This is a genomic window from Dehalococcoidia bacterium (genome assembly GCA_040902535.1).
Lineage (GTDB): Bacteria > Chloroflexota > Dehalococcoidia > DSTF01 > JACRBR01 > JBBDXD01.
Genome location: JBBDXD010000028.1, coordinates 17,275 through 32,485 on the forward strand (window position 1 = coordinate 17,275; position 15,211 = coordinate 32,485).

The window sequence follows — 15,211 nt, forward strand, 5'->3', positions numbered from 1 at the left end:
GATCTACGGGGTGCTTCGGGCCGACGCAGATGGCGTTTGGCCGAGGGTGAAACATCTGCTAACCGGCCTCTGACCTCCAACAGCCCAGTCCGCTACGCTGGCGGCGATGGCACGCCAACGCCGAACGACCGCCGAACCCTCGATGCGCATCGCCGACTTCCTGGCGCTGGTACACGACGGCGTCGCCGAGCGACTGGGCAAGAAGCTCGACGGATTCGACTGGCGGCAGCGCTTCGGGTACGTGCAGTACTACCGCGGCAAGCCGGACCTTCACTACGAGGTGTGGGTGCAACGCAAGACGCAGCGCCTCGAAATCGGTCTGCACTTCGAAGGGCCGGACCGCGACCGCAACTACGAGTGCGCCGAGGCGCTTGCGGTCCGCAGCCCCGACGTGCAGAGGGCCGTCGGGCCGGAGTACGAGCTGGAAGAGTGGACGAAGCAGTGGACGCGGCTGCACCGCTCATTCGACGCGCCGTCGCTGACACCGGCGCTCGCCGATGACGCGGCCGGCCGCGTCGTCGCGCTGATCCGCGGCATGGAGCCGATCATCGACCAGATGGAGCTGCGGCGATGATCGACTGTCACACGCACTTGCAGCCGCACGGCGAGGCGCCGCCGATGACGCTGGCGCGCATCGAAGAGTACGTGCGCGTCGCGCAGTCGCGGGGCGTCGAACGCGTGTGCATTACCGAGCATCTCTTCCGCTTTGAAGAGGCATACACGATGCTCCACGGCTGGTGGGACGACGATCCGGACGCAACGCTCGCCGGCATGGTCGACCAGTACTGGCAGGACCACGTCTCGGGCAGCGTCACGGACTACGTGCGCGTGATCGAAGAGGCGAAGCGCGCCGGACTGCCCGTGCTCCTCGGGTTGGAGATGGACTGGATCCGAGGCCGCGAAGACATCCTGCGCAAGTTCCTCGCGCCGTACGATTGGGACATCGTCCTGGGGTCCGTGCACTACATCGGCTCGTGGGGCTTCGACGACGATCGTTTCCTCGATGAGTGGACGCGGCGCGACGTTGTCACGGCGTGGGGTGAGTACGCGTCGTTGGTACGCGACCTCGCAGCAAGCGGACTCGCCGATGTGCTGTCGCACCCTGATCTGCCGAAGGTCTATGGCCACCGTCCGCCCGACGAGACGCCGCTGCACGACGCGATCCTCGCGGGCGCGCGCGCGACCGGCACGGCGATCGAACTGAACAGCAACGGCATCCGCCGCTGCCGCGAGATCTATCCGGCGATGCCGCTGTTGCTGCGCGCACGCGCATATGATCTGCCGATCACGCTCGCGTCGGACGCGCATAGGCCGGAGCGCGTCGGCGCGCACTTCGGCGATCTGATCGCGTGGGCGCGAGCGGCGGGTTACGAAGGCGCGTCGTTCTTCGAAGGACGCAAGCGACGAAGCTATGCGCTGCCGGAGGCCGAAGGTGGCATGGCGAGCGAGCAGCGCGAGGGAGAGCAACAGACGTCGCTCGGACACTGACTTAACATCGATTCGCTTCTGTTTTCAAGCTGTAGCCTTCAATTTCCATATCAGTGCCATAATCTGCCGCAGGGTGGCCCTTGCATCGTCATATACTTAGTGCATGGTCACGCGCAGCCAGAGCTGGTTCGACGCGGAGAAATTGCTGGGCGGTGAGTCGTTGATTCGCCAGGCGCCCGCGCGGTTGCGCACGCCGGCAGCGCCGCCCGGATGGTGGGAGGGCACGCTCGTGCTGACCAGCGACCGGCTCTTCTTCCTCTCGTTCGTCCAGAACCCGCTCGTCGACACGGAGGCGGCCTACTGGCTCGCCGACCTGGAGGCGACCGAGGCAGGACGCAACCGTGTGCGCGTGTATCCCCGGGGCAACCGTGGCGCGAGCGTCACCTTCCAGATGCTCGGGTCGCGGCTCGACCCGCAGGGCATCCTGGGCGAGCGCGGCAAGGCCTGGCTGCACGAACTGATCCGCGCCCAGCTCCGGGCACGGCCGTCGTACACCTTTGACCTGCCCGCGGCGCCGCGACGGGCCGCCGCTGGATGAGGCTCGCCGGCCTCGGCATCAGCGTCTTCGCCGCTACGCTTGCCGCCCTCGTGCTGCTGCTCGTCTTCACCGGCAGCGGCAGCGATGCGCCCGGCGAGGAAGCGAGCGTAGTCGCCACATCGACCAGCGCGCCTGCCACCGCCACGGCGACGCCCGTTGCCACCACGTGGCTGCAAGCGCTCGGCGAGCCCGACGACGCACCGCCGCCAATGTTAGTTTCTTGCGCCGACTCGAACGAAGACGGTGCGCTCACCGCGGACGACAGTGCGACCGGACTGCCGTCCGGCGTCACAATCGCCCTCGACGGCGAGCTGGCATGCGTGGAGCCGGAACAGCACGCGGACTTCTACGACGGCGCGTCGTTTCCGCCGGAGGTGCGCGAGTGCAGCGGCGCCACGCCGGTCCAGATCGTGCTCGCGGCGAGCGCCGGCAGTGATCTGTTGCAACCGCACGAGGGCGAGAGCCTGGGCCTGATCGCCATCGCAAAGGACATGCGGTCCGCCATCGAAGCGGCGGGCGGCAGCGCGTCGATCATGGTGGCGATGTCGGCGATCTTCGGGGCTGAGCCGCCGCAGACGAGCATGGAGTTGTGGCTCGCCGCGCGCGTGCGCAACGTGCTCGAAGACGTGCCGTGCTCGCGCGTCGTGCTGATCGGCCACAGCCACGGCGGCGTAACCGCGACGGCCGTCGCCGTGGCGCTCGAAGCGGAGTACGCCGACCGCATGCTGGTGGTGCTCATCGATCGCTCGGCGGTGCTCTACGACCGCGTGGCGCTAGAGATGCCGCAGCAGGCGCGCGTGTTGAACTTCTTCCAGCTCAACGAAGGCTGGCATGGCGTGCCGATCGACCAGCCGAACATCGAGAACATCGACGAATCGGACGAACGGGCGCCGGTTGCGCCCAGCGACGGCGGCGGCGGCTTGGCGCTGGTGAGCCACAAGACGCTCGATGATGCGGTGGCGGTGCAGGCGCAGGTCGTAGAGCGATCGGTTGCGTGGGCACTGCGGTAGTCGCCTGGTCGCTGGTCGCTGGTACCTAACGATTGCTGTTGTCCGAGGTGGGTCTCGCGATTCGTCATGCTGAGCGAACGCGAAGCATCTCGTTATGCTGCGGGACGTCCGTTTTGGGCGAGAGCGATGGCTTGTCGCTGGCCGCGGTCTTCCTCTGCCTTCGTATACTCGGTCGTGCGCCGCTTGGGTCGTTGGCTTGTATGGCTCGGATGGGCAGGCTGGGTCTTCTTGTCCTGGGTGTTGTTCCTTGCTCTCGGTTTTGGCCAACGTCACGAGATACTGGCCATAGCGGCCGTCTTTGTATTGGTTCCCCCACTCTTACTGCTGGGGCAGCGGATCACATGGCCTCAGCGGCCAGTGCGCTCCCGGACTGTAATCTTCATCGCAGCCGTCGGCGCTGTGCTGTACAGCGCGATCACGATACTGACTCTTCAAGGTGCGGTGGGCGTCGAGTCAACGTACTAGTCGACGTTGGCTACCACGTCTCGGTCACTGGACGGTAGGCGCGCCTTAGCCGCGGCCTCCACTCACCATGCCACGCAGCACCACCAACGACATCGCGCCGCAGGCGGCCGCGGCGATCGCGCTAAACAGAAGCAGGTCGCCGTGCGACGAACTCGAGTCGTTGCCACCACCCAACGCCGGGAGCCGGAAGTGCCTTCGAGACGGATCGCTCAACGCCGCCACGTCGTACGGCTCGTCTCGCAGCCAGAACGTCGTCGGAAGACTGGGTGACAGGTACGCCTCGCCACTGCGGTGCAAGCCCAGCACCGCAAACATGCCCGTTGGATCCTCACCAATCGCGCCGCACGAGCCGCCACCGCCCCAGATCGGCTCCGGCTCGCCAGGAATGTAGGTCATCGACCTCGTGTCGATGATGGACTCACCGAGCAGGTCGCCCTTCCACACATGCATGACCTGGATGTGCAGTTCGACAGGAGTGAAGATCGTCTCCGAAGCGATATCATCGCGTCGTTCCCACGACGTGATGCGGCCGCCGATGATGACGTCGACTCGGCGACCGGGTCGAAGTCGGGCCCAACGCTGCAGCGCAGTGGTGCCGCGCCCGCCTCGGAGAACGCTGCGAGGGCCGACAACACGCAAGCCACAACTCCAACCGTGGTCGCCAGAAGCCGCATACGTCCTCCTTCGCCAGCGAGGATCGTCGAACCGGGGCCGCGGCACCTGACGGAAGCCCGGCGGGGAGCCGACGGATTCCTGTCAGTGTCGCGCGCATGGAGCTTTTGCAGCTTTCGCTGCGCCCTTCGACCGGGGCAAAGCGCAACAATCCCCGTCATGCTGAGCGAACGCGAAGCATCCCGTCATATATCCAACGTTTGTCGAGGCGAGAAGTGATCGCCGGGATGGGATCCTTCGCGGCGCTCGGCTTGCTCAGGATGACGAGGGTCTACGACACTGGTGTGCTCGCGGCTAAAGGGCGATCCGCGCGAACAACCCCAGGTGGTCGGACGGATAGAGCTTCGGGTCGTAGGCCGCCGGCTGATCGAAGGCGAGGCCGGCGTCCTTCACGTCCCACTCCGAAGACAGCCAGATGTAATCGAGCGTGCCGTGCGGTGAGTCGTCGTAGGTATTGACGGGCGTCGTCCACGTCTTCTCCGGCTCGCGGCCGTGCACCGCCTCGTGCGCCGAGCGATAGCGCTGCTTCATCATCGTCACGGCCGGTTCGGGCGGATCGGCGTAGGCGTTGAAGTCGCCGGCGATTACGAGCGGCAGCCGGCGCGTGTCGCGGTCGAGCCACGCGAACATGCGCTCGATCTGCTCGACGCGCTCTTCCTGCGCTTCGACGGGATGGTGGAGGTGCGTGTTGACGAAGACAAACGGCCGGTCGCCGCAGCGCAAGACGAAGCGCTGCGCGACGCGCTCGAACGTCATGAGGTCGAGAATCTCGTGTTCCTCGAACTGCAGGCGTGACATCGTCGCGATGCCGTGATAGCTGGCCCGTGTGTCGGGATTCGCGGCGTGCTTGATGCGATAGTGCGGCCGCTGGCCCATGCGGATGTTGACCTGGCGGCTGATCCACATGCCCTGGTCCAGCACAAGGTCGATCTCCTGCAGGCCGATGACGTCGGGCGTAAGCTGCTCGAACTGCTCAATCAGGAGCGGGGCGCGCAGACCCCACTCTCCGGCGCGGTTGAAGATGTTGAGCGTGGCGACGGTGACTTCAGGCATGGGCGTAGATTAGACCGTTCGGTGGCGCGAGCATAGAGGCGCGGACCCTGATCCCGCCTCGCGCTCCCGCTTCTCGCCGCTACGCCGGGCGGTAGCCCCACGCCTGCACGACGCGCGGGATCGAGAGCACCGAACCAGGTTGCCGCGCGAAGGCGTACAGCTCATCGATGAGCCGATCCAGCTCGGCCTCGTCCGATAGGCCTTCTGCCAGCACCGAGTCGACGATGTTCTCCATCGTCAGCGGCGTTACGACCTTGGCTTCGCCATCGATGCCGGCGGGCTGCACGACGTTCATGTCGACTCGCTCGCAGCCCGCCGCTGCCAGCATGCCCGGCAACCGCGGGCCGATGTTCGGGTCGACGCCGCGCTTCAGCGCTGAGCGCGTGTACAGCTCGCAGTAGCGCTCATACGCCGGGTTCGGCGGGTAGCAGAACGATCCGCTGAAGTCGATGTCCTCGACGATCAGCACGCCGCCGGTCCGCACCGACTTCCAGATCGCCCGCAGCGTTTCTTCTGGCTCCGGCAGGTGCGTGAGCAGGAAGCGCACGTAGACGGCATCGAACTCGCGGTCGAAGGAGTCGCCCGCGGCATCTGCGAGCTGGAACTCGACGTTCATCACGCGGTTGTTGATCGCCTCGGCGCGCGCCATTTCGAGCTTGATCTCGTCGATGTCCGTGCCGACCGCCCTGCCGTCCGGAGCCACGCGCCCGGCGAGCTCGATAGTGACGTCGCCGCCGCTATTCGCTCGAGGCGACCGTGCGGGACCTCGAAGCTTTGGTCGAGCATCTCGGACTGGAGCGATTCGCGGTAGGCGGAATGTCGGAAGGCGCACCCACGGCAATCCTCTACGCGGCGCGCCATCCAGAACGGATCATGAGACTCGTGCTCTACGGCTCATACGCACGAGGCGAAGGGCTCATGGCCCCGCCCGAGCTGCGTGACGCCGTTCGGATGGTGTTGAAGACGCAGTGGGGCGTCGCGTCGAAGCTCCTCTCAGCGATCTTCCTGGGCGACGATTCGTACGTCACGCCCGAGCAATTCGCGCTGTACCAGACAGCGTCGGCCTCTGCGGACGATGCACTCGCGCTGATCGACCGCGCGATCAACATCGACGTGCGAGACGTCCTGGCGCAGATCGACGTGTCGACGCTCGTCTTCCACCATCGCGACGACATGGCGGTGCCGATCGAACTGGGCCAGGAGGTCGCGGCCGGGGTCCGCGGGTCGCGATTCCTGTCCGCGCCGGGCGGGCACTACGCGGTGAGCTGGACCGAATTCAACCGCGCCTCGCTCGCGTTTCTGCTCGGTGAGGAGATCGGTGAGCTAGAGACGTATCGGGAGGAGGATCCGGCGCATGCCACCAGCGCTTCGCCGCGCGAAGCTAACGGCGTGTACGGCGACGGCCCACTCGTCATCGACTCCGACCGGCACGTCGTCACACTCGACGGGCAGGGCGTCGAGCTTTCGCCGACGGAGTTTCGGTTGCTCGCCGAGCTGGCGAGGACGCCCGGACGGGTCCGCTCGTACCAGGAACTGCTCCATCGCGTGTGGGGTGCAGAGTACGTCGGCGAAACCGACTTCCTGCACGTGTACGTTTCCCGGCTGCGCAGAAAGCTGCGCGCCGACCTGATCACCACCGAACGCGGCTTCGGCTATCGATTCGGCAGCCGTTAGTCCAGCGGCTCATCACTACGGTCCATCACAGCGCCCGCTCGATCGCGGCGCCCATCTCCTGCGTCGATACGAGGGTGCCGCCGGCACCGGCGATGTCCGGCGTGCGGAGACCTGCGCCCAGCGTGCGGCGGACGGCTGCTTCGACGGCGTCGGCCTCGGCTTCGAGCTTGAAGGACAGGCGGAGCATGACGTCGGGCGCCAGGCGCTCGAACTGATCGAGCAGCAGCGGCGCGCGCAGGCTCCACTCGCCGGCACGATTGAAGATGTTGAGCGTGGTGACGGTGACGTCAGCCATGGCGTTAGCGTAATACGCGGAGGCCTTGGCGCATAGATCAGGCCGCTTCGCACTCGCTGCGCAAGAACGCCTCCGGATCGCCGGTGCGCAGCAGTTCGAGCGCGACCGGCATGAGGTTGTCGCTGAACTCCGCGCGGCCGGCAATGAGGTTGCGCTCGAGGAAGAACAGCAGCATCCAGGCGTACATATCGGACAGAAGCGGCGGGGACGATCCGTATCCGTGGAGGAGAGGGCGGATCACGCGCCGGCGCCCCCGCCCCGCGGACGCCGCGGCGAGTTGCGCGATATCCCAGGCTGGCGGCCCGACGCCCGGAAACGGATCGATCACCTTCGGCCCTGCTTCCGTCAACATGACGTTGGACGGCACGAGATCGCCGTGCAGCATCACAAGGGGTGCCGGATCGGCGAGCGCGCGCGCGGCCGACTCCTCGCCGAGCGCGATCAATTCAGGCGGCAACTGCCTCCAGCCGGAGGTGCTCAGCCGATCGCGAATGTCGCGAAGCGACGCGAGCGGCGTCACGTCATGCAGCGTGCCTAACATCTTCCCGATCGCCACGAAGTCTGCCGGTTCCGACGGCGCCAGTTCGGCGAGCGACCTGCCGCCCAGCCATTCCGCGAGGTAGGCGCCGCCCTCCAGCTCGTCGACGATGCGAACGGCGCAGCCGGTCGCGTCCCAGGCGCGGAGCGCCGCGACCTCCGCGGGTTGCCGATCCGGCATCGATTGCTTGAGCAGGAAGAGTGCGCCCGTGTGGTCACGCACGCACGCGATGTATCGTGAAGCACCCGACGCGCCCTCCTGGAAGCTCTGGAGCTCGAGGCCGTGCTGTCGGCAGATGTCCAGGCACTCCGCGCGATCATTCACGTCAGAGGCACTGTACCGCGGCTCTCCGTACCGGCTCAGGAATCGCGCGCGAGCGCCCGCTCGATCGCGGCGCCCATCTCCTGCGTCGATACGAGGGTGCCGCCGGCACCGGCGATGTCCGGCGTGCGGAGACCTGCGCCCAGCGTGCGGCGGACGGCTGCTTCGACGGCGTCGGCCTCGGCCTCGAGCTTGAAGGACAGGCGGAGCATCATCGCTGCGCTGAGGATCATCGCGACCGGGTTCGCCTTGCCGGCGCCGGCGATGTCCGGCGCCGAGCCGTGGATCGGCTCGTACATGCCGAAGCCGCGCGCGTTGAGGCTCGCCGAGCCCATCATCCCCAACGAACCCGCGAGCACGCTCGCTTCGTCACTGAGGATGTCGCCGAAGATGTTGTTGGTGAGCAGCACGTCGAACTGGCGCGGGCTGAGCACGATCTGCATGGCCGCGTTGTCCACGTGGAGGTAGTCCGTCGTGACGTCAGGGTACTCGGGCGCGATCTTGTCGAAGACGTTGCGCCACAGCACGCTGCTGCTCAGCACGTTGGACTTCGCGACGAGCGTGACGTGCTTGCGACGCCCGCGCGCGACCGTAAACGCGACATGCGTGATGCGCGCAATCTCCCCTTCCGTGTAGGACTCCGTGTCCCAGACCTGGCGCTGGCCATCGACCTCGCGTTCGCCGCGTTCGCCGAAGTAGATGCCGCTCGTCAGTTCGCGCACGATCATCATGTCGACGCCCTCGACGATCTCCGGGCGCAGCGGCGACAGCGACACGATCTCCGGATAGACGACGACAGGACGCAGGTTCATGAACAGGTCGAACTCGCGCCGCAGCCCGAGGATCGCCGTCGTCTCCACGCCCTTCCATTTCGGGTGATCCAGTTCGCTCGTCGGGCCGCCGAAGGGCCCTTTGAGGATCGCGTCGGCGTTGCGGCACGCTTCGACGCTGGACGCCGGCAGGTGCTCTCCGAAGCGCTCCCACGCTTCGCCGCCGGCGTACGTCTCGATGAACTCGAACTCGTGCCCGAAGCGCCCACCGACGGCCTGGAGCACCCGCAACGCCTCGTCGGCGATCTCCGGGCCGATGCCATCGCCCTTGAGCAGCGCGATCTTGAAGTGCATGGGGGAGCCTACCGGCTCCGAGTCTTAGGTTCTAAGTTCAAAGTTCTAAGTTCTGGGTTCTCGGACTCACGTCATCAGGGCGCGACGGCGTGCCGCACGGCGGCTTCGGCGAGCAGCGCCAGCGGGTTGATCAGGTCGGGCGCCTCGGCGTCGCGGCCGAGCATGAGCGGCAGTTCCGTGCAGCCCAGGATCGTGCCATCGACATTGCGCGCCCGCACGCTGCGCAGCGCTTCGGCGACGACGGCGTGTGACTCCGGCGTGACGTTGCCCGCCTGGTACTCCAGGATCAGTTCGTCGAGTTGCGCCTGCATGTCCGGCGCAACCGACGCCCACTCGATGCCGCGCTCGTCCAGCGGTGCGGCGTAGACGCTGGCGTCGAGGTACGCGAGGACGCCGGCGCGCCGCCATGCACGTCGCTCCACTTCCGCCATCACGACGTCGATCATGCTCAGCACCGGCAGCCCCGTCGTCTCCTCGAGTTCGCGTTGCACGCGATGCGCGGCGTTCGCGCCGATGACGAGGAAGTCGACCCAGCCGGCCAGCCGCCGGGCGGCGTCCAGGAAGTCCGGGTTGGCGCGAAACGGCTCGATGGGCGCGCCATCGTCATCGAACAGGAACGGCGGGCCGCGATGGTAGTACACCACCATGCGGGGGTAGCCGGTGTTCCCGGAGCGCGGGAGCAAGCGCTGCGAGACCTCGTGGACGCGGCGCTCGAAGTCCATCGTCGCCTGCGGGCCGATGCCGCCGAGGACGCCGATTGTCTTCAAGCGAGCTGCGCCCTGTAGTACGACTGCCCTTCGCGAAAGAGCGCCGCCACGCGGTCGCGCGATGCTTCGTCGGGATATTTTGCGCGCCGCGCCGCAAGGGCGATCAGCCGTTCGATCCAGTCGACGAAGTACTCGGCGGACTCCGCATCGCGGACCGGCTGATCATCGACGCTCACGTAGACCGGGCTCGTGTGCGCGAAGACATGCGTATCGAGCGCGAGGCGGTGCGCGGGGCCGATCGCGCGCGCGGCGACCCAGCACGATGCGGCGGGCTTGAATTCATGCGCCAGGATCGCGCGCTGTCCCGCCTCCTCCGCCATCGCCGCGGCGACGACTTCGCCGTTGACGATCAATTCAAGGCGCTCTATGGGCACGTACGATCCCGCTTCGACCACGACGCCGATCGATGCGCCCGCGGTCGCGGCGACGTCGTCGCCGGGGATGTTGCCGTTGACTTCAAGCGAGAGCATGGGCCCGTTCGTGACGAACGTGCGACCAGCGCGGACCGCCTCGCACCACGACTCGACGGTGAAATCGCCATCGATGAGCGCGTAGACGCGGTCGCCCGCCGGCGGATTGCTGAAGTCGCCCTGGTCAACGGTGTTCATGAACGTGTCCGTGCCAGCCGTCGCGGCGAGCCGGAGGCCGCAGTTCAGCAGCCGATACCACAGCTCGCTCGTTTGCAGTTCGTTGCCGGGGTACGACATCACATCGACAGCATCGATCTTGCCGAGCGCGGCGTCGACCGGAAGTTCCTTCGCCTCGACGCTGTAGGTGTGCTCATCGGCGAACACGCGATCCAGCGCGATCGTGTCGAACATCGGGTGCGCATAGCTCAACGTGCCGCCGGCGCGGTGACAGTGATCGGCGGCGCCGGCGTTCGCCGGCAGGTCGTGGTAGTGCTCGCTGAGCGGGAAGCCGCTGTAGATGGGCGGCACGAGTTCATCGATGCCGTACATGCACATGTGCCCGTACAGGTTGTTGCGATACTCCTCGCCCCAACGGAGCATGTAGTCGGGCGTGCTCAGCGGACTCGCCTGGCCTTCAAAGTACGGCTCGTCGTGCACCCAGCCTGTGCCCTGGTTGGCGACCATCATGTTCATGAAGTGCACGTCTTCGGCGCGCTGCGCCAGGGATGCGTCCTCGGGCGTCAGCAGCAGTTCGCCGCCGTAGTGCAGGTGGACGTGCACATCGGCGCTGCGCCAGCCGTCGCCCTTCGAGTCGACCCAGCGTTCGAGCCGCACGTCGAGCGCGCGCTCACCAGCCGCCGGCACATCGATGATCTCCTCGTACGGCATGTACTCGATGCCGCGCACGATGAGCACGCGCGCCCGGCCGCTGACGCGCGCCTCGAAGGCGCCGTCGGCGTGAAACCACGCGCTCTCGTTGCGGTCGCGGCGCAGATGCGCGTCCGGCGGCGCCGGCTCACCGATGGCGTCGGTGATGTAGACACGGGCGGCGATCGCTTCGCCCGTCGCGCCATCGAGCAGGCGCACGCGCAGCATGCCGGATGGCGCGCATTCAATCGGAAGGTCGATCGTCGTCGCGCGTCCGCCTGCGGTAACGAGCAGCGGCAGCAAGTACGAGCCGCGGTGCATGCGTCCCGCGTTCAGGAGGCCTGAGCCCGTTCGGCCCGGCTCGACGAATCCGCCGATGCCCTCGCCGTGCGCCTCGGCCGAGAACTCGACGCCCGCCGCCGTATCGTTCGACGCGAAGGCCAGCAGGATGAGCTCTTCGTCCTCGCGGATGCGGATCGGCTCGTGCTCGCGGGTAGCGACAGGCCCGCTTTCGCCGATAGCGACGCGCACCATGCGCGTGGCGCGCATCGACCCGTACATCGCATCGATGACGCGGGCGAGGTCTTCGTCGTCGGGGATCTGGCCGCGCTCGGGCCAGGCGTCTCGCGCAACGCGTGCCCAGTCGCTGATGTCCAGGTCGAGTCCAAGCGCAGCCCGGATCTCGGTGAGCGTCGGGTGGCGACCGCTTTCCAGCCTCAGCAGGTGGTCGAGCACCTGCTGCGGCATCGGGGCGTTATCGCGGATCATCGTCACGAACGTGCGGGGGCCGTTTGGGTGCTGCGGCGGGGCTTCCTGCTCAACAGTCATCGTGCTGTCCTCGGCTGTTTCCGCGTCGGACTCGCAGCGTACAACGCGGAGCGGTCGTCGGTCATCAGTCTGCGGTCGTCAGGGGTCCTCGGCGGTGCGCCTTCATCAGGCCGCGAGTAAATCGCCTGAGGCCGTTTCGGCAACCTCGCCCGTTCGATTGGCCGTGCAAGGCGCGATCGGAACATGAGCCGTCGCACGTTGACCCTGCGAAAGCAAGGCTGCTAGCATTTCTAAAGCGAGTGCATCCGTACCGCGCCCGCCCTGCGCCCCCGGACGGTATCCTGAACGATGGCTCTCGAACGCTTGCCCGACTCCCTGAAGCCAGTCCCGGCCGAAGTGGACCTCGAACGGATCGAGCGGGCCTTTCGCGAGATCATCGAAGCGATCGGCGAAAACCCCGATCGGGAGGGCATGCGTCGCACGCCGAACCGCGTCGCGCGGATGTACGTCGAGCTGTTCGAGGGGCTTCGAGTTGACCCGAAGAGCCACGTGGACGTCGGGTTCGAGGTGGGGCATGAGGAGATGGTGATCCTGAAGGACATCCCCTTCTACAGCGTCTGCGAGCACCACTTTATGCCGTTCCATGGCATCGCCGCCGTCGGCTACATTCCCGATGGGCGGGTGGTCGGCCTGAGCAAGCTCGCGCGGCTGGTCGATGGCTACGCTCGCCGCCCGCAGATCCAGGAGCGGCTCACCGGCCAGATCGCCGATTCGCTCATGGAGACGCTTGAGCCGGACGGCGTCGCCGTCGTCATCGAGGCGGAGCACCTGTGCATGACGCAGCGGGGGGTGAAGAAGCCGGGCAGCCGGATGGTGACCTCCGCGACGCGCGGCCTGTTTCGCAAGAACGAGGTCACGCGCGCCGAATTCCTGTCGTTGGTGCGCGGAACGTGACTGTGACCCAGCTCGCCGTCAACGACGAGCCCTTCGACGCGGTCGCCGGCGAATGGTCTGAACTCGTCGCCCAGTGCCGGAATGCCATTCCCTTCGCGACGCCACAGTGGCAGCGCGTCTGGCTGCGTCACTTCCAGGGCGACCGCAAGCTGCGTGTGCTGAGCGTCCGCGAGGGCGAGCGCCTGATCGGCGTGGCGCCCCTGCTGGTCGATGGGGACCTCGCAGAGTTCGTCGGGCACTACTCGATTTGCGACTACATGGATGCCATCGTCGCGCCGGGCTACGAGCGCGAGTTTTACGCGCGGGTGCTCGAGCATCTCGCGCGCGATGGCGTGACGTCGCTGGACCTCCGCGGCGTGCGCGAATGGTCGAGCACGCTCGAATGCGTGTGCAATTGCGCCGAAGGCATCGGTTACGGCGTCCAGCGCGAGCTGGAAGCGCTCTCGCCGAGTGTCGAGCTTGCGGGGGACTGGGACGCGTATCTCGGCCAGCTCTCGAAGAAGGACCGGCACGAACTGCGGCGCAAACTACGGCGTTTGATGTCGGCAGGGGGCGTCGAGTTACAGGTCGTGACGGCGCCAGACGAAGCTTTGGAACAACTCGAGACGTTGTTCCGGCTGATGCGGATCAGCTCGCACCACAAAGAGGAGTTCCTCGACCGCCCGGGGATGATGGCGTTCTTCCGCGACATGACCCGCACCATGGCGGAGGCCGGCATGCTCCGGCTCTATTTCCTGACCTTCGACGGCCAACCGGTGGCATCCGTACTGAACTTCGATGTCGGGGGCGTGCTGTACATGTACAATAGCGGCTACGACCCCGAATACGCGCACTACGCCGTCGGTCTGATGTCGAAGGCCCTGCTCGTGAGGGACGCGATCGAGAACGGCCGCTCGTGCGTGGATTTCCTCCGCGGCGACGAGAGTTACAAGTACGACCTCGGAGGGAAGGACCAGCAGGTCTACAGGCTGGTACTAACCAGATGACGAGTCTTTACGAGCGGGGAGCACTGCACGGGCGGCGCATCGCCGTGATCAGCGCGCACACGTCGCCGCTGGCGGCGCTCGGCGGCCGCGAGACGGGCGGCATGAACGTCTACGTGCGCGAGCTGAGCCGCGAGCTGGGCGCACGCGGATACGAAGTCGACGTGTTCACGCGTCGCACATCTGCCGCGGATCCGGAAGTGCAGCCCTTCGGGCCGAACGCGCGCGTCATCAACGTCGATGCCGGCCCCACGGATACGATCGACAAGCTGCGCATCGCCGACTACCTCGATGAGTTCGAGCTCAACGTGCTGGCGTTTGCGGCGCGAGAAGGCGCTGTCTACGACCTCGTGCACAGCCACTACTGGATGTCCGGCAAGGTGGCGCTCGCGCTCTGTGAGCGTTGGAGCGTGCCGCACGTCGCGATGTTCCACACGCTCGGAGAAGTGAAGATGCGGGCGCGCCTCAGCGAGCACGAACCGGCGGCGCGCATGGAAGCGGAGACGGCAGTGGCGGCGGCTGCGGACTGCATCGTCGTTGCGAGCCGCCACGAATTGCACCTGCTGACGACGCTCTACCGGGCCGACGAATCGCGGATAGCCGTCGTACCGTGCGGCGTCGACCTGGAGCGCTTCTACCCGATGGACAAGGAACAGGCGCGGCGCGCGCTCGAACTGAAGGACGGCGACCGCATCATCCTCTTCGTCGGGCGGATCGAGCCGCTGAAGGGCATCGACATCCTGATCAGCGCGGCGGCGCAACTGCACGAAGACGAGAACTTCCGCGTGCTGATCGTCGGCGGTGACGGCCGCGCCGAGGCCGAGCTTGCGCAGTTACGCGCGCTGGCGGAGCGCCTCGACATCGACCATCACATCTCGTTTGTCGGCGCCGTACCGCACGAAGACTTGCCGATGTACTACAACGCCGCGGACGTCTGCGTCGTGCCGTCGTACTACGAGAGCTTCGGGCTGGTGGCGGTCGAAGCGATGGCGTGCGGCGTGCCGGTCGTGGCGTCACGCGTCGGCGGGCTGACGAGCACGATCAGCGACGGCGAGACCGGCTACCTGATCCCGTGGCGGTGCCCGGAGCCCTTCGCGGAGCGTTTGGAGCTGCTGCTCGACAACGACGAATTGCGCCAGTCGTTCGGCCGCGCCGGCCGCGAGGCGGTCGAGCGCTACCGCTGGGCGAACGTCGCAGACGCCGTCGCTGCGCTGTACGAGGAGTTGCTGTTGATCTACGCGAGTTATCCGTCGGGCGACGCAGAGGCCGGCGCCGCATACTAAG

At 66.8% G+C, this 15,211-nt stretch carries 16 protein-coding genes and 1 pseudogene; 9 read left to right on the top strand and 8 right to left on the bottom strand.

Annotation, left to right across the window (positions count from 1 at the left end; translation table 11 throughout):
- Positions 1-106: 106 nt before the first annotated feature.
- The 4 genes from WEB52_15165 (at position 107) to WEB52_15180 (ending at position 3,036) form a co-directional block, all read left to right on the top strand.
- Positions 107-574, top strand: coding sequence for a hypothetical protein (locus tag WEB52_15165; protein ID MEX2227775.1), 468 nt, complete (start codon positions 107-109; stop codon positions 572-574).
- Positions 571-1,488, top strand: coding sequence for a PHP domain-containing protein (locus WEB52_15170; protein ID MEX2227776.1), 918 nt, complete (start codon positions 571-573; stop codon positions 1,486-1,488). Before WEB52_15165 ends, WEB52_15170 begins: the two co-directional genes overlap by 4 nt.
- A gap of 103 nt (positions 1,489-1,591) precedes the next feature.
- A complete protein-coding gene (locus WEB52_15175; GenBank protein MEX2227777.1) occupies positions 1,592-2,026 on the top strand; it encodes a hypothetical protein in 435 nt (144 codons plus the stop codon).
- Positions 2,023-3,036: an alpha/beta fold hydrolase gene (locus tag WEB52_15180; protein MEX2227778.1), complete on the top strand. Its 1,014-nt coding sequence runs from the start codon at positions 2,023-2,025 to the stop codon at positions 3,034-3,036. The genes WEB52_15175 and WEB52_15180 overlap by 4 nt, the downstream gene beginning before the upstream one ends.
- 510 nt (positions 3,037-3,546) lie before the next feature.
- On the opposite strand, the gene WEB52_15185 is transcribed toward WEB52_15180, so the two are convergent.
- From WEB52_15185 to WEB52_15195, 3 genes are all read right to left on the bottom strand, one after another.
- Entirely contained in the window at positions 3,547-3,951 is a 405-nt protein-coding gene (locus tag WEB52_15185; protein MEX2227779.1) for a hypothetical protein, read from the bottom strand.
- A gap of 516 nt (positions 3,952-4,467) precedes the next feature.
- A complete protein-coding gene (locus WEB52_15190; protein MEX2227780.1) occupies positions 4,468-5,226 on the bottom strand; it encodes an endonuclease/exonuclease/phosphatase family protein in 759 nt (252 codons plus the stop codon).
- A 79-nt stretch (positions 5,227-5,305) separates the two neighbouring features.
- Positions 5,306-6,058 (bottom strand): methyltransferase domain-containing protein, encoded by a 753-nt coding sequence (locus WEB52_15195; GenBank protein ID MEX2227781.1) that lies wholly within the window; start codon positions 6,056-6,058, stop codon positions 5,306-5,308.
- Between WEB52_15195 and WEB52_15200 the strand changes: the two are divergent.
- Positions 5,974-6,477 (top strand): annotated as a pseudogene (locus WEB52_15200) (alpha/beta hydrolase). The gene WEB52_15195 and the pseudogene WEB52_15200 overlap by 85 nt on opposite strands.
- A 138-nt stretch (positions 6,478-6,615) precedes the next feature.
- Positions 6,616-6,900, top strand: coding sequence for a winged helix-turn-helix domain-containing protein (locus WEB52_15205; GenBank protein ID MEX2227782.1), 285 nt, complete (start codon positions 6,616-6,618; stop codon positions 6,898-6,900).
- A 25-nt stretch (positions 6,901-6,925) separates the two neighbouring features.
- Here WEB52_15205 and WEB52_15210 read toward each other — a convergent pair whose 3' ends face one another.
- The 5 genes from WEB52_15210 to WEB52_15230 form a co-directional block, all read right to left on the bottom strand.
- Complete coding sequence (locus WEB52_15210; GenBank protein MEX2227783.1) at positions 6,926-7,195, bottom strand: isocitrate/isopropylmalate family dehydrogenase; 270 nt, start codon at positions 7,193-7,195, stop codon at positions 6,926-6,928.
- 37 nt (positions 7,196-7,232) lie between these two features.
- Positions 7,233-8,057: an aminoglycoside phosphotransferase family protein gene (locus tag WEB52_15215; GenBank protein MEX2227784.1), complete on the bottom strand. Its 825-nt coding sequence runs from the start codon at positions 8,055-8,057 to the stop codon at positions 7,233-7,235.
- A 35-nt stretch (positions 8,058-8,092) separates the two neighbouring features.
- The gene (leuB, locus tag WEB52_15220; protein MEX2227785.1) at positions 8,093-9,178 is read right to left on the bottom strand and encodes a 3-isopropylmalate dehydrogenase; all 1,086 of its coding nucleotides are present in this window, start codon (positions 9,176-9,178) and stop codon (positions 8,093-8,095) included.
- A 74-nt stretch (positions 9,179-9,252) separates the two neighbouring features.
- Positions 9,253-9,945 carry an amino acid racemase gene (locus WEB52_15225; protein ID MEX2227786.1) on the bottom strand — a complete coding sequence of 231 codons (693 nt, stop codon included), beginning with the start codon at positions 9,943-9,945 and terminating at the stop codon, positions 9,253-9,255.
- Positions 9,942-12,050: a CehA/McbA family metallohydrolase gene (locus tag WEB52_15230; GenBank protein ID MEX2227787.1), complete on the bottom strand. Its 2,109-nt coding sequence runs from the start codon at positions 12,048-12,050 to the stop codon at positions 9,942-9,944. The genes WEB52_15225 and WEB52_15230 overlap by 4 nt, the downstream gene beginning before the upstream one ends.
- A gap of 288 nt (positions 12,051-12,338) precedes the next feature.
- Here WEB52_15230 and folE point away from each other — a divergent pair, with 288 nt between their 5' ends.
- From folE to WEB52_15245, 3 genes are read left to right on the top strand one after another with little or no spacing between them, the layout of a single operon-like run.
- Positions 12,339-12,944 (top strand): GTP cyclohydrolase I FolE, encoded by a 606-nt coding sequence (gene folE / locus WEB52_15235; protein MEX2227788.1) that lies wholly within the window; start codon positions 12,339-12,341, stop codon positions 12,942-12,944.
- Entirely contained in the window at positions 12,941-13,930 is a 990-nt protein-coding gene (locus WEB52_15240; protein ID MEX2227789.1) for a GNAT family N-acetyltransferase, read from the top strand. The genes folE and WEB52_15240 overlap by 4 nt, the downstream gene beginning before the upstream one ends.
- On the top strand, positions 13,927-15,210 hold the full coding sequence (locus WEB52_15245) for a glycosyltransferase (protein MEX2227790.1): 1,284 nt from the start codon (positions 13,927-13,929) through the stop codon (positions 15,208-15,210). Before WEB52_15240 ends, WEB52_15245 begins: the two co-directional genes overlap by 4 nt.
- Position 15,211 lies beyond the last annotated feature (1 nt).